At 40.1% G+C, this 25,071-nt stretch carries 26 protein-coding genes; 23 read left to right on the top strand and 3 right to left on the bottom strand.

Annotated features, from left to right (window positions below; translation table 11 throughout):
* The first annotated feature begins 448 nt into the window (after positions 1-448).
* The 21 genes from ABIL39_08485 to ABIL39_08385 all read left to right on the top strand — a co-directional run bounded on the left by ABIL39_08485 (position 449) and on the right by ABIL39_08385 (position 16,753).
* Positions 449-3,694 carry a T9SS type A sorting domain-containing protein gene (locus tag ABIL39_08485; GenBank protein MEO0166159.1) on the top strand — a complete coding sequence of 1,082 codons (3,246 nt, stop codon included), beginning with the start codon at positions 449-451 and terminating at the stop codon, positions 3,692-3,694.
* A gap of 53 nt (positions 3,695-3,747) precedes the next feature.
* Positions 3,748-5,316 carry a T9SS type A sorting domain-containing protein gene (locus tag ABIL39_08480; protein ID MEO0166158.1) on the top strand — a complete coding sequence of 523 codons (1,569 nt, stop codon included), beginning with the start codon at positions 3,748-3,750 and terminating at the stop codon, positions 5,314-5,316.
* Positions 5,317-5,722: 406 nt separating this feature from the next.
* Positions 5,723-5,929, top strand: a complete 207-nt coding sequence (locus ABIL39_08475) for an AbrB/MazE/SpoVT family DNA-binding domain-containing protein (protein MEO0166157.1) — start codon at positions 5,723-5,725, stop codon at positions 5,927-5,929.
* On the top strand, positions 5,926-6,291 hold the full coding sequence (locus ABIL39_08470; protein ID MEO0166156.1) for a type II toxin-antitoxin system VapC family toxin: 366 nt from the start codon (positions 5,926-5,928) through the stop codon (positions 6,289-6,291). Before ABIL39_08475 ends, ABIL39_08470 begins: the two co-directional genes overlap by 4 nt.
* 18 nt (positions 6,292-6,309) lie before the next feature.
* Complete coding sequence (locus ABIL39_08465) at positions 6,310-6,822, top strand: ferredoxin-thioredoxin reductase catalytic domain-containing protein (protein ID MEO0166155.1); 513 nt, start codon at positions 6,310-6,312, stop codon at positions 6,820-6,822.
* A gap of 163 nt (positions 6,823-6,985) precedes the next feature.
* Positions 6,986-7,495 (top strand): Fur family transcriptional regulator, encoded by a 510-nt coding sequence (locus ABIL39_08460; GenBank protein MEO0166154.1) that lies wholly within the window; start codon positions 6,986-6,988, stop codon positions 7,493-7,495.
* Positions 7,488-7,613: a desulfoferrodoxin FeS4 iron-binding domain-containing protein gene (locus tag ABIL39_08455; GenBank protein ID MEO0166153.1), complete on the top strand. Its 126-nt coding sequence runs from the start codon at positions 7,488-7,490 to the stop codon at positions 7,611-7,613. The genes ABIL39_08460 and ABIL39_08455 overlap by 8 nt, the downstream gene beginning before the upstream one ends.
* 122 nt (positions 7,614-7,735) lie before the next feature.
* On the top strand, positions 7,736-8,167 hold the full coding sequence (locus tag ABIL39_08450) for an arsenate reductase ArsC (protein MEO0166152.1): 432 nt from the start codon (positions 7,736-7,738) through the stop codon (positions 8,165-8,167).
* Entirely contained in the window at positions 8,164-8,559 is a 396-nt protein-coding gene (locus ABIL39_08445; protein ID MEO0166151.1) for a class II SORL domain-containing protein, read from the top strand. The genes ABIL39_08450 and ABIL39_08445 overlap by 4 nt, the downstream gene beginning before the upstream one ends.
* A gap of 69 nt (positions 8,560-8,628) precedes the next feature.
* Positions 8,629-9,132, top strand: coding sequence for a rubrerythrin family protein (locus ABIL39_08440; GenBank protein ID MEO0166150.1), 504 nt, complete (start codon positions 8,629-8,631; stop codon positions 9,130-9,132).
* A 6-nt stretch (positions 9,133-9,138) separates the two neighbouring features.
* On the top strand, positions 9,139-10,824 hold the full coding sequence (locus ABIL39_08435; GenBank protein ID MEO0166149.1) for a 2-oxoacid:acceptor oxidoreductase subunit alpha: 1,686 nt from the start codon (positions 9,139-9,141) through the stop codon (positions 10,822-10,824).
* The gene (locus tag ABIL39_08430; protein ID MEO0166148.1) at positions 10,821-11,231 is read left to right on the top strand and encodes a VOC family protein; all 411 of its coding nucleotides are present in this window, start codon (positions 10,821-10,823) and stop codon (positions 11,229-11,231) included. The genes ABIL39_08435 and ABIL39_08430 overlap by 4 nt, the downstream gene beginning before the upstream one ends.
* Positions 11,232-12,098, top strand: coding sequence for a thiamine pyrophosphate-dependent enzyme (locus ABIL39_08425; GenBank protein MEO0166147.1), 867 nt, complete (start codon positions 11,232-11,234; stop codon positions 12,096-12,098).
* On the top strand, positions 12,098-12,553 hold the full coding sequence (locus ABIL39_08420; GenBank protein ID MEO0166146.1) for a peroxiredoxin: 456 nt from the start codon (positions 12,098-12,100) through the stop codon (positions 12,551-12,553). The genes ABIL39_08425 and ABIL39_08420 overlap by 1 nt, the downstream gene beginning before the upstream one ends.
* Position 12,554: 1 nt before the next feature.
* Positions 12,555-13,070, top strand: coding sequence for a ferritin family protein (locus tag ABIL39_08415; protein ID MEO0166145.1), 516 nt, complete (start codon positions 12,555-12,557; stop codon positions 13,068-13,070).
* A gap of 104 nt (positions 13,071-13,174) precedes the next feature.
* The gene (locus tag ABIL39_08410; GenBank protein ID MEO0166144.1) at positions 13,175-13,354 is read left to right on the top strand and encodes a hypothetical protein; all 180 of its coding nucleotides are present in this window, start codon (positions 13,175-13,177) and stop codon (positions 13,352-13,354) included.
* 10 nt (positions 13,355-13,364) lie between these two features.
* Positions 13,365-13,730 (top strand): hypothetical protein, encoded by a 366-nt coding sequence (locus tag ABIL39_08405; protein MEO0166143.1) that lies wholly within the window; start codon positions 13,365-13,367, stop codon positions 13,728-13,730.
* A gap of 12 nt (positions 13,731-13,742) precedes the next feature.
* Entirely contained in the window at positions 13,743-14,414 is a 672-nt protein-coding gene (locus ABIL39_08400; GenBank protein MEO0166142.1) for a peroxiredoxin, read from the top strand.
* A 33-nt stretch (positions 14,415-14,447) separates the two neighbouring features.
* Positions 14,448-15,266: a ZIP family metal transporter gene (locus tag ABIL39_08395; protein MEO0166141.1), complete on the top strand. Its 819-nt coding sequence runs from the start codon at positions 14,448-14,450 to the stop codon at positions 15,264-15,266.
* A 12-nt stretch (positions 15,267-15,278) separates the two neighbouring features.
* Positions 15,279-15,839, top strand: coding sequence for a nitroreductase family protein (locus tag ABIL39_08390; protein MEO0166140.1), 561 nt, complete (start codon positions 15,279-15,281; stop codon positions 15,837-15,839).
* Entirely contained in the window at positions 15,815-16,753 is a 939-nt protein-coding gene (locus tag ABIL39_08385; GenBank protein ID MEO0166139.1) for a sensor domain-containing diguanylate cyclase, read from the top strand. Before ABIL39_08390 ends, ABIL39_08385 begins: the two co-directional genes overlap by 25 nt.
* 126 nt (positions 16,754-16,879) lie before the next feature.
* Here the strand turns inward: ABIL39_08385 and ABIL39_08380 are convergent, their stop codons facing one another.
* Positions 16,880-17,665: a prohibitin family protein gene (locus ABIL39_08380; GenBank protein ID MEO0166138.1), complete on the bottom strand. Its 786-nt coding sequence runs from the start codon at positions 17,663-17,665 to the stop codon at positions 16,880-16,882.
* A 161-nt stretch (positions 17,666-17,826) separates the two neighbouring features.
* Here ABIL39_08380 and ABIL39_08375 point away from each other — a divergent pair, with 161 nt between their 5' ends.
* Together ABIL39_08375 and ABIL39_08370 are read left to right on the top strand one after the other, a co-directional pair.
* Entirely contained in the window at positions 17,827-18,372 is a 546-nt protein-coding gene (locus ABIL39_08375) for an RNA polymerase sigma factor (GenBank protein MEO0166137.1), read from the top strand.
* A gap of 20 nt (positions 18,373-18,392) precedes the next feature.
* Entirely contained in the window at positions 18,393-19,883 is a 1,491-nt protein-coding gene (locus ABIL39_08370) for a sigma-54-dependent Fis family transcriptional regulator (protein ID MEO0166136.1), read from the top strand.
* Positions 19,884-19,982: 99 nt separating this feature from the next.
* Here the strand turns inward: ABIL39_08370 and ABIL39_08365 are convergent, their stop codons facing one another.
* Together ABIL39_08365 and ABIL39_08360 are read right to left on the bottom strand one after the other, a co-directional pair.
* Positions 19,983-21,914, bottom strand: a complete 1,932-nt coding sequence (locus ABIL39_08365) for a M14 family zinc carboxypeptidase (GenBank protein MEO0166135.1) — start codon at positions 21,912-21,914, stop codon at positions 19,983-19,985.
* Positions 21,915-21,994: 80 nt separating this feature from the next.
* Positions 21,995-24,886: a S8 family peptidase gene (locus ABIL39_08360; GenBank protein ID MEO0166134.1), complete on the bottom strand. Its 2,892-nt coding sequence runs from the start codon at positions 24,884-24,886 to the stop codon at positions 21,995-21,997.
* Positions 24,887-25,071: the final 185 nt, after the last annotated feature.

Raw genomic sequence — 25,071 nt, 5'->3', positions numbered from 1 at the left:
ACGAGACCAAAAATTGTTTAAAAATCAAGGTATCTCCTTTCTGATTCAATTCTGAGCGTGGTTTGAGCCACGCCTGGGGACATTTTACCTTTGAAGTTAAAGGTGACATTTTCGCTTTGAAACGACAATTCTGCATCACACCTTGACAATTTTCACTAAATGATTATACTTTAATATAGAATTAGGAATTAATTTTTGTGAGAGGAGGTGATGGAAAGGGCAAACAAAAATCCTTTTGGATGTTTATAGTCTTGACATCTCAAAAGGGAAAGAAATAAAAATAGGGTTAAAACAAAAGAGGAGGTAAAGATGCTACGCGCTATCTATCTATCTATCTATCGGACTATTGAGTATTCTCTTTGCTCAAGGTCCATATACCCTATCCTTTGACCTTTCTCAATTTGAATTTTCAGTTGAGAATGGTTTTGATAGGGTAAGAGGAATAAAGATGTCCGCCACAACGGACACGGACTACATTGACTGGCTCACAAGACAGGAATTCATCTGGTATGGTGATACAATTATAGGTGAACCACCACCTTTTGCAGTGGGCGGACCCGAAACACTCGTTGTTCTCTACACCCAAGGTTGGGATGTATTTCCAGCGCAGCCGGTTCCCGACTTCTGGCAAAGTATCTGGGATGTCAATTGTTCCACCCAGTTTAGTATAACAAGATGGTATAAAGAAATGTCCTTTGGCGAACAGATAATTTATGCTTTTCCCCAAGCGCATTGGGATGGCAACTGGTATTACTGCTTTCAAGTAGATACGATCACCCCTCCCCATACTCAACGATGGGTTTGGTACCGTTATTGCCCCAAAGCACTCGCAGCCGCAGATCCTGAAATAAATTTCGCCAATTACACTGTGCCTGGACAACCGGCACGAGTTGTAGTTCTTGCGCTTTCGCCTGGTGGCGGTAGCGGATTATGTTGGCCGGGTGGTTGGGGATTATTCTCTACTAATGATGTTTTTCCAAACGGAGAACCTGTTTATGTTACTTTTTTATGGGGTCTTCGTGGCGATGCTTGGGCAAACACGTCTCATATTGCAATGAATGTTCACGAGTATGGTCATTGTTGTGGCTGGCCTGATACTTACGGAAATGTTTATAATGTTACGAATTATAATATGGGTTCATTCTGTGGACATTGGGGGGCTGGTTTTTGTCGGTTTCATGCGTGGGTAGATGCAATGCCATCTCCACTTAATCCGCAATGGCGGTATGAAACTAAAGATAGATACACAAACCAACCCTGGCTCACTCCTACTGAAATAACGCAAACGCAGTTAAACTATCCAATTATGCCCTTGAGAGAAACATACAATGGCGAAGTCCTCAGAATCAGACCAACCCAGATGCCGGGAATTTCACCCAGTGACACCCAGACTTTTTTGATTACTAACCATCAATGCCTTACCCCTTACGAATACAATTTCCCTGATTCTGGACTTTTAATCTGGCATGTCACCCAAACCAAAACTGCAGTAGGCTGGGATTGGCCCGATACCCGGCGCAGACGTCCGGTAAGGGTGGAATACGCCACTGGATTATGGCAATGGGATTCAATTCAAATAGATGGCAAGTGGCATTGGTGGCCAACAACGCCCGACCCGATTTCTGGCTTTGATAGCCTTGATATGGGTAGACACCTATATACTGCACATCCGGAAGGTGTATGGCCACCAATCGGTGACCCCTTATGGCGTGGCTTTGGCAGTGCCGGTGGGTTCTGGGATCCACCAGAATACACCAGATTTGACGCCTTCACCAATCCATCTACAAACTTCTATGACATCTGGCATCCGCCAATCTGTCCTGAATGGATTCACTCCCATTTTGCCTTAAGAAATCTTCATCCTGACCCGAATGATAATACAATTCTTCGGGCAGACATCTTATTGAATTATGTCCAGAGTGATGTTGCAACTGCAACATCCTATAACAACTCAAGGCACATCGTCTCTGATGCGGCAGGGAATGTCTATATTGTCTATGAAGCGGGTGGTTATGTCTATTTTACAAAGACTAAAATAGGCACTATGGTTTGGGAGCCCGCATATCCGGTTGGCAAAGGAAATTCGCCTTCAATTGCTCTTGATAACAATAATGTGCCAAATATTGTCTGGGTGCATAAAGATACCCTATTCTGGGCAAAAAGGCAGAATTACTACACCTGGCCTAAATATGCACTCTATAAACCAGTCCAACCGGGCTGGGAGGCATATTTTTGTGAAACGCCTTCTTTCGTCTGGGACCATACCGGCTATGGTCATATTGCCTTTGAGAAATATATCTATGCCAATGGTGTCTTTAGTCTGCTTTTATACGGAAAACTTGACCCGGCGCATCCAGAACAGATAACCTGGGAGATGGTGGATTCTGATTATGGCTTAATCCGTTGCCGATATCCTTCCATTGCAGTTGATGGTTTGAATAATCCACATATTGCCTGGCAGAAGGCTGGTGAAATCTATTACCGCCAGAAAGATGCAAACTGGAGTGAAATTAGAAACATCTCAAATTCAACGGATGATTCCTATACACCATTTATAGAGATTTCTTCTAACTGGCTCCATATCGTCTGGGTTGAAGAGCCTACTATACCGCCCGACCAATTCTCAAATATCCGGCACATCAGGCGCGACCTTGGCACAGGATTGTGGTATCCACCACAGTGGGTAGAAACCTCGCCCGTCTATTCAAAATTACCACAGACAATAAAAGGTGAGCACATTGTCTGGACCGAGTATGAGATTCCTGATGGGAATATAGAAATTTATCACAGTGTCTGGAATTATGAGACTGGTGCTTGGGGACCGCCAGAAAATATCTCAAATACCTTGAATACTTCAAATGCACCCCAGGTTACAATTGCAAGTGGACCTCCATTACCAAACAGATATCTGGCTACAATCTGGTGTGAGGATGATGGTGTACTATATGAAGTCCGCAAGGATAAAAAACTTCTACCCGAACCCTGGCTCTTTACTTACATTGAACTCGGTGGCGAGATTTCATCACCATACACAGTAGAAAGGGATGGCTATATTGTCTACGGGGCGGAGGATTACAAAACTGTTGACTACGATTCTACAAAACTCATCTATCGGATAACTGGTTTTGAAGATAACTACAAATATCGGATAAAATTTATCCTGTATCACGAATTTAATAACAAGCAGAAATTGAAGATAAGAATTGACAACAGTTGGACGCGGAATGTCTGGGTGAATCCTGATGAATTAACTGTGGTTGAAGGTATAATTCCCGAAGCACTTATCAAAGATGGCGAGATTTTGATAACCGATGAGATTATTCAAGGTGACCTTGCGGTCTTAAGCAGTATTATAATCTATCAGGAGCCGAAAGGACAGGGTGGTCCGCAGGTGCAGGAAGTAGTGAATATAGGAAACAAGGCTGAGCCACTTGTTATAAAACCAAATCCAGTAAAAGATAAAGCAGAAATCTACTATCAGGTTAACTCACCAGGAATCGCAAGCCTTGCGCTCTATGACATTACCGGGCGCAAAGTAAAATCATTCATAAACAGCAATTTGGAGTTAGGATACTATAAATTGAACTGGAATGGAACTGATGATACCGGCAGAAGACTTAGTGAAGGGGTTTACTTTATTCGGCTTGAGAATCAAGCAGGGTCACTTACTCAAAAGGTAATAATAATGAGATAATTAATAACCGGGGCTCTCAATTTTCATTGAGAGCCCCGCAAATGGAGGCGATAATGAGTAATACTTCAAAAATTGCTTATATGAGGATTATTACATTGCTACTTAATCTTGTTCTTGGATTTGCTCAGAATGAAAGATGGGTTTATCGCTACACTGGTGATTCAACTTATAATTATGATGAGGCACTCTGCATTGTTTATGGTTTGGATAACAATTTGTATGTTGGAGGATATAGCACTACTAATTCAAACGAAGTTTTTACTATAATTAGCCTGACTAACTCAGGAATAGAACGGTGGGTGTATACATCTGGTAATGGTGCCGCTCGTGCGATTTGTTATGGTAATGAGAGTATTTATTCTGCGGGAAGCGTCGATGGCCATTTTGCAATAATTAGTCTTACCCCTGATGGAACTGAGCGATGGATTTATCTGTATCCACAATCAAGTAATGCAATTTCATTATGCTTTGACACTGATGGTAATATCTATGGAGTTGGTTATACTCAAAGCAAAATTTTGGTTGTCAGTGTAGATATCAATGGAATTGAAAGATGGCATTACATCTATCCTACCCCCTCAGCTGAAGCATTACCTGGAAGGTCAATAACCTACGGTCTTGATGGAAATATCTATGTTGCTGGCTATACCGGCCCGGTATGGAATACCGATGTTACAGCAATCTCACTTACTCCATCTGGCTCAGAGAGATGGGTATATCTTTATAATGGTCCCGGAGGCACTTACGATTACGGCAATTGTATTGTCTATGGTTCAGATGATAATCTCTATATATTCGGTAGCACCTGTTATCTCGGTGGTCCTGGTTATGTTTTCAGCCAGGGGTTGACGATTTCCTTAGCCGCATCTGGTAGTGAGCGGTGGACATACATAAGTCCTGCTGACCCGAGTTGTTTTGGGAGTGGTGTACGTGGTATTGATGGTAGTCTTTATGCAGTTGGTGCTTATGGCTGGGATATTCTTTTTTTTCTTGTCGAGAGTATCTCTGATTCTGGAACCTATCGGTGGCAATATATTGACACAACCTGGGGATTTGGGACATCAATTGTATATGGTAATGACGGGAATATCTATGCTGGAGGCATAACATCTGATACCTGGCAAGGTGGGGAAAGTTACTTCACTGTAATCAGCTTTACAGACAATGGCACGCAGAATTGGACTTATAAAAAACATGGATATGGGAATTATAGCGATATTGCTCATTCGGTAGTTTATGGTTTAGATGGGAATATCTATGCTGCTGGAACCATTTGCGACAGCATTACTTGGGGTGATTTTGCTGTGATTAGTTTAAGTCCAACCGGGATTGAAGAGGATGAAAGGTTAAAGGTAAAAGATGAAAGGTTGAACTTGATGGTCTTGCCCAATGTTGTCAGGGACAATGCCCAGATTCAATATGCGATTCCAGAAAGACAGCGAATCCGATTAGATCTCTATGATGTTCTCGGTCGGAAGGTTAAAACGATTAAAGAAGGCATTGTTGATGCTGGTGTCTATTCTTATAGATTAGATTCATCCAATCTCAGTTCTGGTGTCTATTACATAATCCTTCAAGGCGAAAGAGAGTCAAAGACAAAGAAGTTGTTAATTGTGAGATAATGGAGTCTATAAGTATAATTATTGTTGTAATAAATGAACAAAGTCGTATTATCGGGTTCAAAGAGAAAGAAATAAAGGAGTTATTGCAGTAAAGATAGCTGACTCCTCTCCACTTTTGAAGCTTAAATTCCCAATATTGGATAGAATAGCAGATTTTCAATATTCTACATTAAACTAAAAATTGAATAAGCCCTAATCCTCGCCCCTCCCCTCTCACTTAAAAAGGAGAGGATAAAGGTGAGGGTCCCTTGAAATTTAAAACCTTTTATTGCACGATAAATCCTCCAGTTACACTTCGTGACAAAATCCATCAAGAATGAGAAAGACGGAGAGGCGCAGTAAAGATAGCAGTTGACAAATTATAAATTTGGCATACAATATATTGTTCGATGAGAAGGAGGTTTACATGGAGACAGTTTTGTCACCTAAATATCAAATTTTGATACCTAAGAAATTGCGGGAGCCGTTGGGATTAAAAAAAGGACAAAAATTACAGATTATAACTAAGGATGGGCTAATAATTCTCATTCCCGAGATAAATATCAAGGAGATGCGTGGATTTCTAAAGGGTGTAAAAAAAGATGGGTTGCGCGAGGATAGGGAAAGACTATGATTATTGTTGATTCCTTTGGTTGGATTGAATATCTCATTGATGGACCAAAGGCACAAGATTATGAAAAGTATTTACTAAAACCGAGCAAGATTATCACTCCAACAATCATTCTGTACGAGGTTTATAAAAAGGTTCGTCAGGAAAGAAAAGAAAGCGATGCACTTATCATATATGCACAGATGATAAAGACAAAGATTGTTGATTTAACTGCTGAAATTGCCCGGACTGCTGCAGAACTGAGTTTAAAGTATTCACTTCCTATGGCTGATGCAGTCATTTATGCCACAGCGAAAAACGAAAATTGTAAATTAGTTACCTCTGACCCACATTTTAAAAATTTACCTGGGGTGACATTCATCTAAATATATTCAGGAGGTTCTATGGCTGATAGTAAAGAAAATATTGCAGAAGCAGAGATTGAACAATTATATAAACGATTAAACAAAGAGGCAGAGGAGGGTGGTTATCACCTCAATCCTGATATAGATTTTACAAAACAACTCGTAAAATCATTAATCATCAATCAAAGGCGTTATGGCTATCAAGCCTGTCCCTGTAGATTGGCATCAGGCAGAAAAGAAGATGATTTAGATATTATCTGCCCCTGTGACTATCGGGATGCAGATATACTTGAATATGGTGCCTGTTATTGTGGATTATATGTTTCAGAAAAGGTTCTTAAGGGTGAAATGCAGTTACAATCAATACCGGAAAGGAGACCACCAGAAGAAAAGAGAAAGAAGGCTAAACCACTCCCGCAAAAAATCGCCGAGCCTCTCCCCTATCCAGTCTGGCGTTGTAAGGTCTGTGGCTATTTATGCGCCCGTGAATCACCACCCGAGGTCTGCCCGATATGCAAGGCAAAGAGAGATAGGTTTGAGAGATTTATGTAATTTGGTCGATTTTTTATTTCGGATCTGGCAATTCCAAAAATATATGTAAGATAGAAATATGTATTCCATTACGATGTGTTCACTATAACCTGATTTTCTGATAGTCTGATACCTTTAACCTTTGCCCCCTTGACATTGTCTAAAAATTGATTATAATGATTATATGATTGAAATGATTTCAAACTTAAAACAAATTAAAGAAACATTAAAGAAGGTTGGTTTAAGACCTACTTTCCAGCGAATCAGGATATTGGAAACTCTTTATAAATTTAGGTATAAACATCCGAGTGTAGAAATGATATATAACGAACTAAAAGATGAACTACCAGTAATTTCAATGACTACAGTTTACAACACAATGAATGCGATGCATAACAAAAAAATGCTCAATGCTTTGACAATTACGGGAATGGACATACATTATGATCCTAACCTGACATCCCATCACCATTTCTATTGTAACAGTTGCCACAAAATTTACGACATTGATATAAATTGTCCCCTTGGGAATGAAAATAAGAAAAGCATTGGTGGACACAAAATTGAGGAGGTGCATGGGTATTTTAAGGGAATATGTAAAGAATGTCTAAAAAAGGCTCAAAAAGGCGATAAAAAGATAAAAAAGATAAAAATAAATGGGCAAAATTTTAAAAAAGGAGGTAAAAATGCCTAATGTCACCAAAGTAGGTCAGATCTTTAAATGCGAAATATGTGGTAATGTAGTTGAGGTGAAAGAAGTTGGCGGCGGTGAATTAGTATGCTGTGGCGAACCGATGACCCTCGTCAAGTAGAGCAGGGCTCCAGTCTTGCAGACCCACGCCTTGTAGGGCAAGGCTTTAGCCTTGCAATAAAAATAAACAAACTGAAAGATTTGCTCTACATTGCTACAGGAATTACGAAAAGGGAGTAGATAATGAGGAAACCCAAAGTCCTGTTCTTATGCTACCATAATTCTGCCCGAAGCCAGATGGCTGAGGGTCTTTTGAGAGAACTTGGCGGAGATAAATTTGATGTTTATAGTGCCGGGATCGAACCGACCAAGGTCCACCCACTCGCAATAAAGGTAATGCAAGAAATTGGTATAGATATTTCAAATCAGAAATCAAAATCCGCAGTTGATTTTTTGAGCGAGCATTTCGGGTATATCATAACGGTTTGTGATGATGCAAAAGAAAAATGTCCGGTATTCCCGGGTATTGCGATGCGCCTCCACTGGCCGTTTGAAGACCCGGCATTGGCCTCGGGTAGTGAAGAAGAGAAATTATTGGTCTTTCGCAAGGTGAGAGATCAGATAAGAGAAAAAATAATAAATTGGTTAAATGAGTTAAAAAAGGAGGAATTATGACAGACCTTAATACCTTATTCCAGTCTGCTGACTGGAAAAAAGAGAAGCATGTGCCGGTAATTGAGGCACCACAAAAAGTAAAAAAAGGCGAAAATTTTAAGGTTACCGTGAGTGTCGGTAAAGAAATCGCTCATCCCAATACAACCGAACATCATATTGCCTGGATTGATGTCTATTTTCATCCAGAAGGTGAAAAATTTCCATATCAGATTGGCAAATTTGAATTTATGGCGCACGGCGCATCAACAAATGGTCCAAATACAAGCACGGTATATACCCATCCGGAAGCCACCTTGACTTTTAAGACTGAAAAATCAGGCACAATTATTGCTTTCTCCTATTGCAATATCCACGGCTTATGGCAGAATTCACAGGAGGTAAAGGTTGAGTAGCCTCTGTCCGAATCCGCGTCTTTATCCGTATGAATCTGTGAATTTGCAACGCAAATAAGGGAGGTTAAAATGAAAAAAATGACTGAGAAAGCATTATTGGAAGCGTTCGCTGGAGAATCAATGGCACATATGAAATATCTAATCTTCAGCGAAATTGCAGAAAAAGAAGGAATGCCCAATATTGCAAGGCTCTTCAAGGCAATTGCCTATGCTGAACAGGTACATGCCACAAACCATGCAAGACACTTAGGAATAATAAAAAAGACACCGGATAATCTTCAGACCGGTATTGATGGCGAGACATACGAGGTTGAAGAGATGTATCCGGTATTCAATAATACTGCTAAATTTCAGAATGAAAAAGGTGCTGAACAATCAACCCATTATGCCCTTGAAGCAGAAAAGATTCATATGAAGATGTATACAGATGCGAAAGCAAGTGCGGAAAAAGGCAAAGATATAGATATTAAAGAAATCTACATCTGCCCTATCTGTGGTTTTACCCATATTGGAAAACCACCTGAATACTGCCCAGTCTGTGGTGCTCCAAATAGTAAATTTAAAAAATTCTAAGGTATAATGTCTAAAACTAATCTCTCAATCGTCATCTCGGGCGAGGCAGGACAAGGGATAAATGCGGTCAGTGAAATCCTGGTAAAGATTGCTCAATCATCAGGACTTTATGCCTTCTCCTGGAGTGAATTGATGTCACGAATCCGGGGCGGAATAAACTCAACTCAAATAAGAATAAGTAACCAGCGGGTACGGGCACCGATAGATAGAATTGATATTTTAATTCCTTTGAAAGAAAAGGCATTCCATCACCACAAGGAACACATCACTAACGAAACATTCATCTTAAATGAATTTCCAATCAGTAATTATAAGTCATATACCATTCCCTATTCGCAGGTGGCAAAGGAACTTGGAAATCCTGTCTTTGCCAATATTATTGCAGTTGGTGTGCTTGTGGGGTTAATAAATATTCCATTTGAAAATCTAACAAATCTTATTAAAACACATTTTCTTGCCAAGGGTGACACGATAATAGCCAAGAACACGCAAGCTGCAAAATATGGTTTTGATCAGGCTGAGGAGATAAAAAAATTGAAAGCAGTAAACTTCATCCCCAAGTTTAATGAAAATGTTCGCAAGGAGAAAGTTATTGATGGTTCCACTGCCATTTCCCTCGGTGCGATTGCTGGAGGAGTAAAGTTTCTTGCTGCATATCCGATGACACCTTCAAGTGGTGTCTGGACCTACCTTGCACGGGTTGGTAAAGATTTAGATATAATAACCGAACAGGCAGAAGACGAAATTTCGGCTATGAATATGGGGCTCGGTGCTTCTTATGCCGGTGCCCGTGCTCTGGTTACCACTTCAGGTGGGGGATTTGATTTAATGACCGAAGGGTTAAGTTTAGCAGGAATCCAGGAGACCCCGATTGTAATTCACCTTGCCCAGCGTCCAGGTCCGGCAACAGGGCTACCCACCCGCACTGAACAAGCAGACCTTGAACTTGCCCTTTATGCAGGCCATGGTGAATTTCCACGCATTATTTTTGCCCCAGGGAATTTCGAGCAGGGATTCTATCTAACGAAAAAAGCATTTGACCTTGCTGATAAATTCCAGGTTCCGGTCTTTGTGCTAACTGACCAGTTTTATATTGATTCCTTTTACAGCGTGGTTCCATTTACTTTTGAAGGTCATGAAACTGAAAGTTATATTATAGAAACTGGAGAAAAATATCAGCGTTACCAAATTACGGAAACAGGGATTTCACCGCGGGGAATACCTGGTTATGGTAAAGGCATTGTCAATGCAGATTGTCACCATCATGATGAAGATGGACATATCTCTGAAGACCTGAAATTGCGCACCCGGATGGTGGATAAATTGATGAATAAATATAAGTCTATAAAAGCGGAGCTAATTGAACCTGAATTTTATGGTTCCCCAAATTATAAAATACTCGTATTATGTTGGGGCTCAAACTATGAGATTGTGAAAGAAGCAATTAAAGTAATAAACTCGGATGATGTTGCGATGCTCCATTTCAGTCAGGTCCACCCTATCCATCCTGTTACCCAGCAATATCTGAAAAAAGCTAATAAATTAATTATGGTTGAAAACAATGCAACCGGGCAGATGGCAAAATTGTTAAAACTCAATTTTGGTATTGAAATAAGGAACTTAGTTCTAAAATATAACGGATTACCATTTACTGTAGAAGAAATTATTGAAGCTGTAGGAGGTTTGATGTGAAAAAAGAATTTTCCTGCGACCATATAGGTCTATTCACAAATAATGCAGATAGGTTGATAAACTTTTACAAAAAAATCCTGAAATTTAAACTGATCTCAAGCGAAAGACTCCAAGCAAATGTTGTTAAAGCTCTTTTCAAGATAAAATCCACTGCCTGCTTTTATCGACTGAAATCGGAAGACCTATTATTGGAGATATTTGTACCACATTCAAAGAAAAAAACAGGGAAAAGCATCGTTCGTTATGGTATCCATCATTTCGGTATGATCGTAAAAAATCGGGAAGAATACATCAAAAATCTGCGACAAAAGAAAGTAAAAATCATCACCCTAAAACGTAATGGACATAAGGTTTATTTCATTGAGGACCCGGATGGGAATTTGATAGAAATAAGGGAGGCAAAATAGATGAATCGGGATATGTTCGCTCCAAAAAATATTGACATAGCTTGGTGTCCGGGCTGCGGTAATTTTGGAATATTACAGGCATTAAAGGATGCATTAATCGAATTGAATATAGAGCCAACAAGATTGGTCCTTGTTTCCGGCATCGGTCAGGCAGCAAAACTTCCCCATTATTTAAAGACAAACTTATTCAATGGCCTGCATGGAAGATATCTCTCAGCCGCTACTGCCATAAAAGCCGTCAATCCTGAATTAACAGTGATTGCAGTAAGTGGCGATGGCTGTACCTATGCCGAAGGCGGAAATCACTTCATCCATACAATTAGAAGAAATCCGGATATTACAAATATTGTCCACAACAATATGGTTTATGGTTTAACCAAAGGACAGGCATCGCCGACAAGTAAGATTGGTTTCAAAACCACGGTGCAAATAGATGGCGTTTTTGAGTTGCCGTTCAATCCCATTGCTGTTGCAGTCGCCCTTGATGCCTCATTTGTGGCAAGAACTTTTATCGGCGATATAGATCAAACAAAAGAAATTATAAAACAGGCAATCATCCACAAGGGATATGCACTCGTGGATATCCTCCAGCCCTGTGTCTCATTTAACAAAATTAATACCTATGCCTGGTTCAAAGAACATACTTATTATCTTGATGATTCTTACAATCCATTGGAGCGCTATGAGGCATTTAAAAAAGCCTGCGAAGAAGACCCGATGCCACTGGGCATAATTTATAAAAATCCCAATCGGAAGGCGTTTGAAGATAATCTCAATGTTTACAGGGAGGATAAAATCCCAATAATATGGCGTGATACAAAGAAAAGGCTAAACTACATAAACAATTTTTTTAAGGAGGAAGTGTGATTAAAATCGGTGACACAATTCCTGATTTCGTTTTGAAAGACCAGCATAATCAGGATGTAAAATTGTCTGATTATAAAGGTAAAAAGGTTCTTTTGTCTTTCCACCCCCTTGCCTGGACAGGTGTTTGTACTAAGCAGATGAAGGCATTGGAAAAATATAAAGCAAAATTTGATGAATTAAATACAACTGCCTTTGGTATTAGTGTTGACCCGGTGCCTTCAAAGCATGCCTGGGCGAAAGATATGGGAGTCAGAGAAACAAGATTACTTTCAGATTTTTGGCCCCATGGTGAGTATGCAAGAAAACTCGGAATATTCAGAGACAAAGAAGGATTCTCAGAACGGGCGAACATCATAATTGATGAAAATCAGAATGTTATCTGGATGAAAATTTATGATATTACCCAGCTTCCTGATATTGAGGAAATAATAAAATTTTTAGGTGAAAGGAGGTAAAATGAAGAAGCGAAAAACAAATAAAAAAACTGTAAAAAGAAAAGTTACAAGCATCAACAGATTATTAGCACAGGCACTGGTTGCCGAGAAAAAGGCACAGGATTTCTATACGGATGCGGCAGGAAAGGCACAGAGCGAAGCCGGAAGAAAATTATTCATGGAACTTGCTGGATTTGAAGCACGACATTACGAATATGTAAAGAGTATAATGGAGGCACGCAAAGGTAAGATTGGCTTAGACATTACACAGTTTACAAAAGCATCAAAAGAGGTCAAACCCGAGGTCTCGGGTGAATTTGAACCCAACAAAGATGAGATAATTGATGTTCTTAATATCGGCATAAAAGCTGAGAAGATGGCGATGGAAAGATACCTCAAGATTGCAAAGAGTATAAAGGACAGCGAAGGTAAAAAATTATTTGAACAGCTTGCTGAAGATGAAAAACGACATCAGGCAATCCTTGAGGCTGAGGTCTATAATCTCGCAAATAAAGGCACGATTGTGTGGGGAGAATAGCATTCCCAAAAGAATTTCTTAATCCGTATGGTAGTCTCAGAGTATACTCTGTACTATAATGTCCGTATTCATTCGGATGTGTGAATGCAAAAAGGGGGTGCATAATGATAAGTGGATTGATAAAGCCTCTTGGCATAATTACATATATCTGTGTACTACTTGCTGTCCTTACTGGTTCAAGGGTGATAAAAGTGCCTTTAAAGATCCACAAACTCTTTGCCTTTATCGGGATTATTATAGCCACTATCCACGCCTTGCTTGTCATTTATCTTACATATTTTTGAGGAGGTCGCAATGAAAAATTTAATTTTGATTACCATTCTAATTATCGCAATTGCAAGAATCAGTTATGCCCATCCGCCGAGCGATATCGTTGCTGAATTTGATACAACTAATAAGATTTTGCAGGTTACAGTTCAACATCCAGTTCGCGATGCACAAAAACATTATATAAACAAAATTGAAATTGAACTTAATGGTAGCAAGATAATAGAACAAAAAAGTAAACAGCAGACTGATAATACAATGCAAAAGTACCTATACATATTACCTGAAGCAAAACTTGATGATAGTATTTCTATTGAGGCATATTGCAATATTTCCGGTAAGAAAAAAATGGTGATACAGATAAACGAAATAATAAAAAAGGTTGAAAATTAAATAGGAGTAAAAATGGATAAATTAACAGAAAAGAGAATGCCCCTTCTGGGAGATGATTTCCCAGAGATAAAAGTCCAGACCACCCATGGTGTTCTGGAACTACCAAAGGCGTTTGCGGGTAAATGGTTTGTTTTATTCAGCCATCCTGCTGACTTCACACCTGTCTGTACAACTGAATTTGTCGCATTCCAGAAAAGATATGATAAATTCAAGGCACTGAATTGCGAACTTATCGGTCTAAGTGTTGACCAGGTCTTTTCACACATTAAATGGGAAGAATGGATCAAAGAAAAACTTGGGGTTGAAATCCAATTCCCAATCATTGCCGATACTGGTGCAGTAGCTGAAACACTTGGGCTTATTCATCCTGGGAAAGGAACAAATACGGTCCGGGCAGTATTCGTGGTAGATGATAAAGGTAAGATAAGAATTATTCTCTATTATCCCCAGGAACTCGGCAGGAATATGGATGAAATCCTAAGGGTTGTAGAAGCAATGCAAATATCTGATAAATACGGTGTAGCAATGCCGGCGAACTGGCCCAATAATGAAATAGTAAAAGACCATGTAATTGTTCCACCGGCAAAGGATGTTAAGACGGCTAAAGAACGAATTGAAAAAGCAAAAGCTGGTGAGTTTGAGTGTTTTGACTGGTGGCTATGCCACAAGAAATTGAGTAGATAATCAAAAAAGGAGACCCTTAAACTCATCTAAAATATGATGGAATATTTAACCAATAAACTTCATCCGGTTGTTTTTGCCCTTCTTGCTGGTCTCTTTACTTGGGTTCTTACGGCTCTTGGTTCATCATTTGTCTTTTTGAAAAAGGAATTCAATCAGAAGTTATTTGACGCAATGTTGGGATTTGCCGGCGGTATTATGATTGCCGCAAGTTTCTGGTCCCTGCTTGCACCGGCAATCGAAATAGCCAGAAGATATAATTCTTTTCTCTCCTGGTTTGCTCCATCCATAGGGTTTCTTCTTGGCGCAGTTGTTTTGCGAATCATAGATATGATTCTCCCCCATCTCCATCTTGGTTTTCCAATAACTGAATCTGAAGGGATTAAAACTTCGTGGCACCGAAGCGTATTATTAGTTCTGGCAATCACACTTCATAATGTTCCAGAAGGGTTAGCGGTTGGAGTGGCTATAGGCTCTGCCGCCAGCGGATTTTCTGATGCGACACTTGCCGGAGCAATGGCAATAATGTTTGGCATAGGTATTCAGAATATACCCGAAGGTTTTGCCGTCTCCATATCGCTCTACCGCGAGAAAATATCAAGATTCAAAAGTTTCTGGTTTGGCCAACTATCGGGTTTGGTAGAACCAATTGCTGCTGTTGTCGGTTGCTCTGCGGTGCTATGGGCACATTATTTATTGCCTTATGCGCTTAGTTTTGCTGCTGGTGCGATGATTTTTGTAGTTGTAGAAGAAGTGATACCTGAATCACAAAGAAACAGGAATGTAGAATATGCTACAGGTGGAACAATCATTGGATTTTTGCTTATGATGATTCTCGATGTTGCCTTTTCTTAAAAAGGAGAAAAAATGAATGTTAAACAAACAATTGAAAGAAGACGTGCTTACCGGTCATTAGAGCCGACAGAAATAACAAATGATTTAATTGAAGACCTTGCTAACTGTGCCCGATTATTCTGTTCCTGCTTCAATAACCAGCCCTGGCGTTATGTTTTTGTTTATGACAAAACCATCCTGACTGCATTACATTCAGCACTATCCCCAGGTAATGAATGGGCACAATCCGCAAGTATGATTATTGCTGTCTTCAGTAAACCTGATTTTGATTGCATAATGAAAGATAGCAGGAGATATTATCTATTCGATACGGGAATGGCAACTGCGGCAATGATATTGCGGGCGACGGAACTGGGGCTTGTCGCCCATCCTATTGCAGGCTACAATCAACAAAAGGTGAAAGAAATCTTGAAAATCCCGGAAGATATGGAAGTTATAACCCTTATAATTGTTGGCAAACATTCTGATAAAATAAATCCAGTTCTTTCCGAAAAACAAATTGGAGCAGAAAAAATTAGACCTGAAAGACTGCCCTTGGAGAAATTCATATGGCACAATCAATATCAAAATTAGACTGCCAAAAATTCTGCCAGGCACTCCTTGAAAATCTAAATAGAGGGGTCTATTTTGTTAATTTAGATACAAAGATTACATACTGGAATAAAAAGGCAGAAGAGATAACCGGTTATAAAAAAGAAGAAATCATAGGTAAGGGCTGCAAAGATAACTTTCTTGTTCATATCAATGAAGAAGGTAAACAATGTTGTGATGATCAGGAACTCTGCCCAATAATGAAAGCACTGAAAACCCAAGGTCCTTATGAAACGGATTTGTATTTTAAGCATCGTGATGGTTACCGGGTTTTTGTGCATATAAAGACGTTTCCAGTATTTGATGAAAATAAAAAGGTTATAGGCACGGTAGAAATATTCTATGATAATACAGAAATTGATGAACTGAAATCGAAGATCCAGGAACTTGAAAGGTTGGCACTCATTGATAGTCTTACAAAAATTGCCAATAGAAGATACATAGAAATCCAACTGCATTCTCGATTGAATGAGTTTAAACGATTCGGCTGGCAATTTGGTCTTTTATTCATTGATATTGACCATTTTAAACTGGTTAATGATAAATTTGGACATGATGTTGGTGATAAAGTCTTGAAAATGGTCGCCAATGTGCTTGCCAAAAATTCTCGTTCTTTTGATTTAGTTGGAAGATGGGGTGGAGAGGAATTCATTATGATTGTCCCAAATGTCAATGATAGCCAATTATATACAATTGCTCATAAATTTAAGAATTTAGTTGCTCTCTCCAATTTACGTGTTGGTGCCGAATCAATCGGTGTGACGATATCAATTGGAGCAACTCTCGTCAAGCCCAAGGACACATTAAAAACACTAATAAATCGTGCCGATAGGCTAATGTATCAAAGCAAACAAATGGGAAGAAATAAGGTGACGACTGATTTTGAAATCCTTTAGCCTCTCATCCAAATTCCATTTTTGTAACTATATTATTTTCCGATTTGTAGCAACGGAATAAAATTCTTATCATAAGGAGCAATGACAACCGTATTATTCGGAGAAGTATAAAGATGCTGGAGATTTTCAAGGTATTTCCAGGAAAGGTATGCCCGACCGCGGTCGCCAACCAGGGACTGAGCAATTATTTGTTGTGCTTCCGCAATGCCAGTAGCTTCGATTTTTTTTTCTTTCTGCTTCTTTTTTTTCTTTTAATAATACAAACTCCATTTTTTGTGCTTCTTGTTCAGCTTCTAATTTTGCTTCAATAGCATTTTTGACCTTCGCGGGCAGGCTAATGTTTCTCAATAAAACTTTTTCCAAAACAATGCCTCTTTTGTTAAAATCTTCTGCCAGTTGTTTTTCAATTTCTGTCTCTAACTCTTGTCGTTTTTCTGCATATATTTCTATTGCCTGGTATTTAGAAGTAGTATTTCTAATTGCCGTCCGGGCAGCAGGCCGAACAATTTTTTCCACATAGTCAGCACCAATTTTCTGGAAGACAGTACCTGCTTCTTCAGGATTTAGATGATACCAGACGGTCAAATCCATTTTGACCTCCAAACCATCTCTGGTTAAAGCGGTGATGGCATCATCTCCTTTGACTTGTCCCTCTTCATAGGCAATAGACATTGTATAGGCCTGAGTGCGAATGCTCATAATATGCAGGTCAACAAATGGATTAACAATGTTCAAGCCCTCATGAAGAATCGATCTGGTGAGAACCTTACCAAAGAGGATCTGAACGCCTACCGAACCAAGTGGGACGTTTCGTAAGAGGGAAAAGAAAATTAATAAGGTTCCCAAAAATCCGACTCCCCAGGTGACATATTTTCGAATCCGCAATTTATCATCCACCCTGTCGGTCTTCACTCGTTATTCTATATAACGACCGCAAAACGAAGAGCATCACGATCAGTAATAAACCAAGAATAAACACGTTGTCTCCTTTTAGGTTATTATATTCGGATTTAAATTATATGCAGGCAAATATCTAATCTTGCCTTTGGTTAGTAGATGTGTATACTTGGCCAATGAATGGCGAAAAAGAACTAATAATAGCCGCGCAAAATGGCAATGAATTCGCCTGCGAAAAAATTTTAAATCTTTACAAAAATCGAATATTCAGCTATGTGCTGCGTCTGGTAAAAAATTATGACGATGCCGAAGAAATAACCTTTGAGGTTTTTATAAAATTTTTTAGCACGATTAAAACATTTGACCCAGCAAAGCCACTCGTTGCTTGGTTATTCAGCATCGCCCACAACCTGGTGATTGATTTTTTTAGAAAGAATAAAGTTGAGTATGAATACCTTGATGAAAAACATGTAACAGCAGAGAACTTTATCGAAAAGTATGAATACCAGAAGAAAATAAAAATGCTTGAAGATGCGCTCCAACAATTGGCACCGGTGGACCGGGAAATATTAATTCTTTTTCATAAAGAAGAGTTATCATATCAAGAAATAGGCAGAATTATAAACCTTCCAATCAGCACGATTAAAATCCGCTTGCATCGGGCACGGAAGAAATTAAAAATGCTCTTAAAGGAGAAAAATCCCTTTGTTGACACCCCGTGATTTTAATGGTATAATAAATTATGGAAAGCATTATTCGGAAAATAGGTCGGGAACAGCTGGAAATTCTTTTTGAGATGACTAGCTCTCTGAGCTCTACCCTGGAACTATCAAAAATTTTAGATATTATCATCGAAAGTGCAAAAAATTTGCTCAAAGCCGAGGCAAGTTCTCTCTTATTGCTGGATGAAACGACCAATGAACTTTATTTTGCCAGCGTCACCGGGGAAGTATCCGAGAGATTAAAAAATCTTACTGTTCCCCTTGATAAAGGGATTGCTGGTGCCTGCGTACGCGAAGGCAAAGCAAAAGTTGTCAATGACACTACTAAGGATAAAGACTTTTATCCCCAAATTGATAAATCCACGGGTTTTGTAACCCGTTCAATCATCGCCGCTCCACTTCGGCTCAGCGGAAAAACAATCGGGGTCATTGAAGTTCTAAACAAAAAAGACCAACAGGAATGGACAGAAGAAGATAAAGATTTATTAATGCTCATTGCCTATCAGGCAGCGCAGGTGATTCAGAATGCACAAAACCATATGAAGGTACATGAGTATAAGGATTTATTAAAAAATGAGATTGATTCAAAATATGCTTTAATCGGTCGGAGTGAGCAATTTAAAAATGTTTTGAGTCTTGCGGAAAAAGTTGCACCAAGCAATGCTTCGGTTTTAATTTTGGGTGAAAACGGAACAGGTAAGGAACTGATTGCTCGTTATATCCATCGTTTGAGCCCAAGAAGGGATAAACCATTTATCGCGGTAAGCTGTGCCGCAATACCCTCGACCCTGCTTGAAAGCGAATTGTTCGGCTATGAAAAGGGCGCTTTTACCGGTGCATTCACCCAGCATAAAGGCCGATTTGAATTGGCCAATCAGGGGACTATTTTTCTTGACGAAATCGGTGACATGCTACCTGAAACGCAGAGCAAACTTCTAAGGGTATTACAGGAGAAGGAATTTGAAAGGCTGGGTGGCACAAAGACTATAAAGGTTGATGTTCGAGTCATTGCTGCCACAAATCAAAATCTTGAAGAGAAAATAAAACAAAAACAATTTCGTGAAGATCTCTTTTACCGGTTGAATGTATTTCCCATATATATCCCACCATTACGCGATAGAAAAGATGACATTTTGATTATTGCCGAGCATTATCTAAGTTATTATTCCAAACAGATGAATAAAGATATCAAAAAATTTTCAGACGAAGCAATTGACCGATTGCTCAATTACCCCTGGCCTGGGAATGTCCGGGAACTTCAAAATGTCATAGAACGCGCAGTGGTTTTGACGAACTCCGATACCATTAAACCTGATACGCTGATGCTACCAAGCGAACCCATAGAATTACCCATGACATATGATAAAAGTCTCAAAGAGGCCGTAGAGGAATTTAAAATGAAATACATTAAAGAGGTAATAAAAAAATGTGGTGGCAATCAAAGAAAGGCAAGCAAAATTTTGAAGATCCAGCCTACTTATCTATCAAGACTTTTACACAAAAAGAGATAAGTATTAAATGTAGGGCAAACCTTCAGGTTTGCATTTATTTAAATTCAAAGATGCAAAGCTAAAGCCTCGCCCTACAACTATCTGTCGTTTCCCTCTTGGTTATTTGCCGATAAAGACGAATTTGCCTCTCTTTAAATCATTACCATTTTGAACGACATAGAAATAGACACCTGATTCTACTGGCAAATTCATGTGGTCAGTCCCGTCCCAGATTAACCTTTGATTCAGGTTATCAAATTTCTTTATCAGCCTTCCCGTAGCATCATAAATGGTTAAATTAGCTGTCCGATCAGACATTTGGGCAAATTCAAATTTCACACTTCTGGATGCAGGATTGCTATGCAATCTCACAAATGATTCTATCTGCTTTTCATTTTCTGTGGTTATTCCTACCGGGTTATTACCAATTGTCAGTGAGAAATTTACGCTCTGGGTAATGGTACAGGTATCATCTTTAAAGGTAAGAATCATCTTTAGAGGCTTCACTGTGCCCGGTATTGCATTTCGACTGCATCGAATTACAAATCTTGAATTTCGGTTATCCCCGGTACTCTTTCGATAAATCTTCGGGAATGCAGCGGTTCCAGTTTGGACAACAATCTGGGTATCCAGAGAAACGAGTTGGGCGGTGATATTATATGCGGAATCAAGGGGATGAATAGCGCGATTTCGGATTCTCACCCATAAGTGCGCTGTTTCATTCGGATCAAGTTGACCGGTGCTATTGCCCAAGACAGTATCGGCAACTACCGGTTGCGGATTGTCAAAGAAAACACCTGCAATCTTGGTGAAATAGATATTAACCGGACGGCATTGGTTAATATTGTTTTGAATAACCGTATAGTCGTTATATCCCTGCCAGAAATCGGTCTGATTCGTCTCAATGCTGAAGGCATAAGTGACAAACTTAGGCACACCATTATGTAGGGTATCCTTCATTTCCCATTCAATGGAAGTTCCATTCGCCGCATAAAGAACCCGATATATCGGACCTGTGCGCGCCGCAGAAAATCCATTCTTCGCCCGCATTGAATCAAGAATCTCCCAGACTGTGACCGAATCTGGGATCGGCTCGGCACTACCAGAATAGCCCCAGACACAGAGATTATATGCACCATAAGAATGGTAATCAATCTGGGTCCTTATTTTCTTGGGTAAGAAGAAATCACGTGCATTCTGAGTCTCTATCTCCGACCATCTTGAAGGACCGCGATAAGCATCAGAAGTTACCGTTGGGCTTGAACCAGTATTATCATAACCCCATTTATAACCATAATTACGATTTAAATCTACACCCGCAGTTGATGAACTCTGCCCTGAATATAAATGCCGGTTCTTACGGATGTTACTCGTTGCACCACCAGAATCAGAATTGTATCTATAACCATCTGGATTCATCACCGGTATAAAATAAATTTCACGATTATTTACAAACCAAGTGACAAGAGAATCTGTGCCATAATTAGTTAGTAAATACTTTATGTAATCAATGCAAAGGGTCGTTCCCATAGGCTCCCTTGCATGGGTTGCACCATTGAAACAGACTGCGGGCTCCATTTCATCAACGAGAGGATTATCCGAAATTTTGAAAGCAACCATCTGCAATCCTTGGTAGGAATTACCCGCACTATAGTATCGGGTAATGTTTGGAAATGAGTTTGCAAGGGTTTGTAATGTATCCCTCATCTCCCAGTAGGTGTAGAAATAGCCAAAGTCCCTTAATATCTGTGGGTCTCTTGAACCTGCCATCTGGTAGAATTTTTCCGCAATATCTTCATAGGTGATAACGGTCTTAAATCCGAGATTCTTTATCTGCTCGTATTGCTCTTTTGTTGTATTTAGCACGAGATAATATTCACCGTTATCTGCCTGTTGAACCGTGCAGATATCCAGTTCACCAAAGAGCGTGCCCATTTTTGAGAATAATTCATCCGCATCCTTGAAATATAGCCATACCTCCATCTTGTTTGACGCCATTCCCAGCGAAACCAAAAGCATTACGAGACTTAAGCATCGGATAATATGTTTCATAAGCCTCCTTCTGTTAAGATTATTATAATAAAAAAATAAATAAAATCAAGGGGGAGATTGCTCTCCCCCTTTTCGTTATCTTACTTCAACAGAATTCCGCGTGTATTGAACGATTTATCTTCAATCTGGAGGCTGAAGAAATATACTCCGGATGCAACCTCCCGTCCGAGTTCATCATCACCCGACCATTTTGCAGTATAAACACCAGGGGTCTTCGTTTCATTGACGATTGTCCGAACAACCTGACCAAGGGTATTATAAACTTTAAGAGTTATCTTTGCCTTCTTATCCACCGTATAGAAAATATTAACCGAATTTCTTGCTGGATTCGGCGCCAGACTTATCCTTTTTGTTCCCGGGTCAACATAGTTCGTAAATTCCTGAACTCCAATCCAGTTCTTCATCTTCGGCTGTTTAGTTGTAAACTTGATTGCCCTACCGGCAACGAGCGGTGCCGCACCGGTGTCATAGACTTTATTAAAGAGATAGCTCATGCCGTATTTTTTCAACGAATCCTGCTGTCCGACCGTGCAGCTCGTTGGATTAGTGACCCGCCGATATTGAATTACAATATCATTGCGCATTCCTGGACCAGCGGTAGTGGAATCATAGATTATATACTGGAATGACTGGAACATATTGGCAAGGGTAATGAAGGAATCACACTGAATTATCAGACGGTGATTTGTAGCATCATTATAATACCACCAGGTAGCAGGGGAAGAACCATTGAGGTCATCCCAGAATGCTGCGACCATATTAGGCACTGAACTCTGTGAACCATAATCCATCATCTTTGGTAATATACTATTGTATTGAACAGTGCTCGTCTGTCTGCCGAATGCAATCCAACCATTGGAACAGACTGAAATACTATCTGTAGTTGCACCGCCGAGTCTCTTTGCATAATGTCTGATTGTGAAGGGTGAACGAATGCGCAATGTGACATCATTGCCACCAGTTCCAATACTCGTCCCAGGTCCACCTTGATTTGCATTAATATTGATCCAGTTGTATACCGGGGCTTCGGTATAGAAGGTGTCTGTATTATCAATCATAAAATAGCCAAAGCTATCCGGACCGCAAATCGAACCCATTCTTAGCTGATAATACAGTTTTCTTGTATAAGTTCCGGCAGTTAGTTCTAATTCAAATGGTACCAGTGTACCAAGCTGAATAAGTGTATCTGCTTGGAGTACAAATGGGTCGGCTCCATTATGACCCTTTGCCTTGGGATTGATGTTTCCAAAAGTTGCGGTAGAGTCTATGATGGTTATATGGCTGTTCGTGGTGCGAAGTTTACCACTGACGCTGGTTGCAATTGCAGTACCCAGATTAACGATCGTATCCACCAATGTAATTCTCTCAGAAGGATCAAAATACCCATTACCATTGCCATTCGGTGCTGGGTCAAGAACGACCGTGCCAAATTCAGCAAGGCGCAAATCAGGCAGTGAACCAGAAGCAGGGGTAAAATCAATCGCTCTTTTTGCACGCACTCTGCCAGCACCATACATCGTGTCTTTACCTGCAGCCCCCAAATCAAGGGCAGTAAACTGCATTATACTATCAATCTGAGCAACGGTTAAATTAGGATTTTTAGAAAGTAATAATGCCGCAACTCCTGCCAGAATCGGTGTTGCCATTGAAGTTCCTTGCCAGCCACTGGAATACCCAGTGTTATTGTTATAAGCACAAGAAGTTATACCGACTCCTGGGGCAGCAATATCAGGCTTCAATATCCCAGGCCCTGGTCTGAACGGATAGTCCCAGTACCACGGTGCATCTTCCCAGCACGAAGGACCACAGGAAGAGAAACTTGCAAGTACATCTGTATTATCAACAGCCGCACAAGAAATTGCACCACCAAGCCTACCCTGTGCTTCTGATGGATGATGCCAGGGTGGAGGAACATCACCTGGGCAGCGGAGGTTATAAGGAACTGGACAGTAGGTACTTCCTCTTTCGTTTCCAGCGGCAATGAAATAAGGAATTCCGGCAAGCGCGACATTCGTTACTGCTTTGCGCCACATACTCCTTCTTGGCGTCCAGGCGACATACCAGCCCAAAGACATTGAAATTACATCTGCTCCATGGGTTGGTGAAAGCGGCGGTGAAATGCAAAATTGCATCGCATCAAAGACATTCTGTTCGGAAATCGTATCAGGCATCGGATAGGCAATGGATGTTCTCACCCTGCAAACCATCAATGAACATTCGGGTGCAATCCCGCAAGTATCACCGGCGGTGCCGTTTGAGGCAATCTCTCCGCCACAACAAGTACCATGACCATTCTGATCAATCGGGTCATTATTGTTATTCTCAAAATTCCAGCCATGATTTGGATAATTCGGGTCATTCCACATATGACCAGCAAGATCCACATGATTATAATTACAACCAGTATCAATCAATCCAACGATTACACCCTGCCCCCGATAACCTGCAGCCCAGCAAGAATCAGCTGCCACCTTGGTCACATGCCACTCTTTTGTCCGGTAATCAAGCACATCAATTGGAACCGGATTCCCATAGGTGAGTAGGATATTCTCGCTTACTATGTATGGATAGGCAATAAATGCGACATCTGGGTTATTGGAAATATCAGCAATTACATCCGGGGTCGCCTTGCAATAGAGTGCATTGATAATCCAGAAAGATTTTATGTCAGAGACTTTGTTGGCATTGGTCTGGAGAGAGAGATAATTGATGAGCGGCTCCTGGGTCCTAGCGGAAAGTTCTTTTAAGTAATTTACCACAGGATATCTCTGTTCGCGTCTAGGTAAATCAGCGACGAGATTTCGCAGGTAGTCTTCATCTGATTGTTCATTAAAAACAACCAGAATCTCTACTTTTTCATCGCTCCTTACCGAAGCGATGACCTCTTCAAGTTGTGGGTCAATCAAAGCCTTGGCTTCGACTGCGTCCACAACTGCAAGCATCAGTATCATTGCCATTGGGAATATTCTCATAGTACCTCCTTCTCAATTCTTCTGATCTTTGTCTGTGTTTCCCTCTTCATTATCACCCCCTTTCAGGATTAGATTCTTACCTGGGTAATTATAATGATCATTATTAAAATGTCAAGGATATAATGAAAAATAGTTATTCCCATATGCGGAATTTTTAATAAAATTAGTTAAACAGGAGGTACTAA

This window comes from candidate division WOR-3 bacterium (assembly GCA_039802205.1).
In the GTDB taxonomy this organism is placed as follows: domain Bacteria; phylum Hydrothermota; class Tepidihabitantia; order SM23-42; family JAOAFX01; genus JAOAFX01.
The sequence above is the reverse complement of the archived record's forward strand: the minus strand, read 5'-3'. Positions and strand labels throughout refer to the sequence as shown.

Bases quoted from the DNA above. Each gene is read 5' to 3' on its own strand.
- ABIL39_08485 (MEO0166159.1), top strand. From the start codon at position 449: ATGTCCGCCACAACGGACACGGACTACATTGACTGGCTCACAAGACAG.
- ABIL39_08480 (MEO0166158.1), top strand. From the start codon at position 3,748: ATGAGTAATACTTCAAAAATTGCTTATATGAGGATTATTACATTGCTA.
- ABIL39_08475 (MEO0166157.1), top strand. From the start codon at position 5,723: ATGGAGACAGTTTTGTCACCTAAATATCAAATTTTGATACCTAAGAAA.
- ABIL39_08470 (MEO0166156.1), top strand. From the start codon at position 5,926: ATGATTATTGTTGATTCCTTTGGTTGGATTGAATATCTCATTGATGGA.
- ABIL39_08465 (MEO0166155.1), top strand. From the start codon at position 6,310: ATGGCTGATAGTAAAGAAAATATTGCAGAAGCAGAGATTGAACAATTA.
- ABIL39_08460 (MEO0166154.1), top strand. From the start codon at position 6,986: ATGATTGAAATGATTTCAAACTTAAAACAAATTAAAGAAACATTAAAG.
- ABIL39_08455 (MEO0166153.1), top strand. From the start codon at position 7,488: ATGCCTAATGTCACCAAAGTAGGTCAGATCTTTAAATGCGAAATATGT.
- ABIL39_08450 (MEO0166152.1), top strand. From the start codon at position 7,736: ATGAGGAAACCCAAAGTCCTGTTCTTATGCTACCATAATTCTGCCCGA.
- ABIL39_08445 (MEO0166151.1), top strand. From the start codon at position 8,164: ATGACAGACCTTAATACCTTATTCCAGTCTGCTGACTGGAAAAAAGAG.
- ABIL39_08440 (MEO0166150.1), top strand. From the start codon at position 8,629: ATGAAAAAAATGACTGAGAAAGCATTATTGGAAGCGTTCGCTGGAGAA.
- ABIL39_08435 (MEO0166149.1), top strand. From the start codon at position 9,139: ATGTCTAAAACTAATCTCTCAATCGTCATCTCGGGCGAGGCAGGACAA.
- ABIL39_08425 (MEO0166147.1), top strand. From the start codon at position 11,232: ATGAATCGGGATATGTTCGCTCCAAAAAATATTGACATAGCTTGGTGT.
- ABIL39_08415 (MEO0166145.1), top strand. From the start codon at position 12,555: ATGAAGAAGCGAAAAACAAATAAAAAAACTGTAAAAAGAAAAGTTACA.
- ABIL39_08410 (MEO0166144.1), top strand. From the start codon at position 13,175: ATGATAAGTGGATTGATAAAGCCTCTTGGCATAATTACATATATCTGT.
- ABIL39_08405 (MEO0166143.1), top strand. From the start codon at position 13,365: ATGAAAAATTTAATTTTGATTACCATTCTAATTATCGCAATTGCAAGA.
- ABIL39_08400 (MEO0166142.1), top strand. From the start codon at position 13,743: ATGGATAAATTAACAGAAAAGAGAATGCCCCTTCTGGGAGATGATTTC.
- ABIL39_08395 (MEO0166141.1), top strand. From the start codon at position 14,448: ATGATGGAATATTTAACCAATAAACTTCATCCGGTTGTTTTTGCCCTT.
- ABIL39_08390 (MEO0166140.1), top strand. From the start codon at position 15,279: ATGAATGTTAAACAAACAATTGAAAGAAGACGTGCTTACCGGTCATTA.
- ABIL39_08385 (MEO0166139.1), top strand. From the start codon at position 15,815: ATGGCACAATCAATATCAAAATTAGACTGCCAAAAATTCTGCCAGGCA.
- ABIL39_08375 (MEO0166137.1), top strand. From the start codon at position 17,827: ATGAATGGCGAAAAAGAACTAATAATAGCCGCGCAAAATGGCAATGAA.
- ABIL39_08370 (MEO0166136.1), top strand. From the start codon at position 18,393: ATGGAAAGCATTATTCGGAAAATAGGTCGGGAACAGCTGGAAATTCTT.
- ABIL39_08365 (MEO0166135.1), bottom strand. From the start codon at position 21,914: ATGAAACATATTATCCGATGCTTAAGTCTCGTAATGCTTTTGGTTTCG.
- ABIL39_08360 (MEO0166134.1), bottom strand. From the start codon at position 24,886: ATGAGAATATTCCCAATGGCAATGATACTGATGCTTGCAGTTGTGGAC.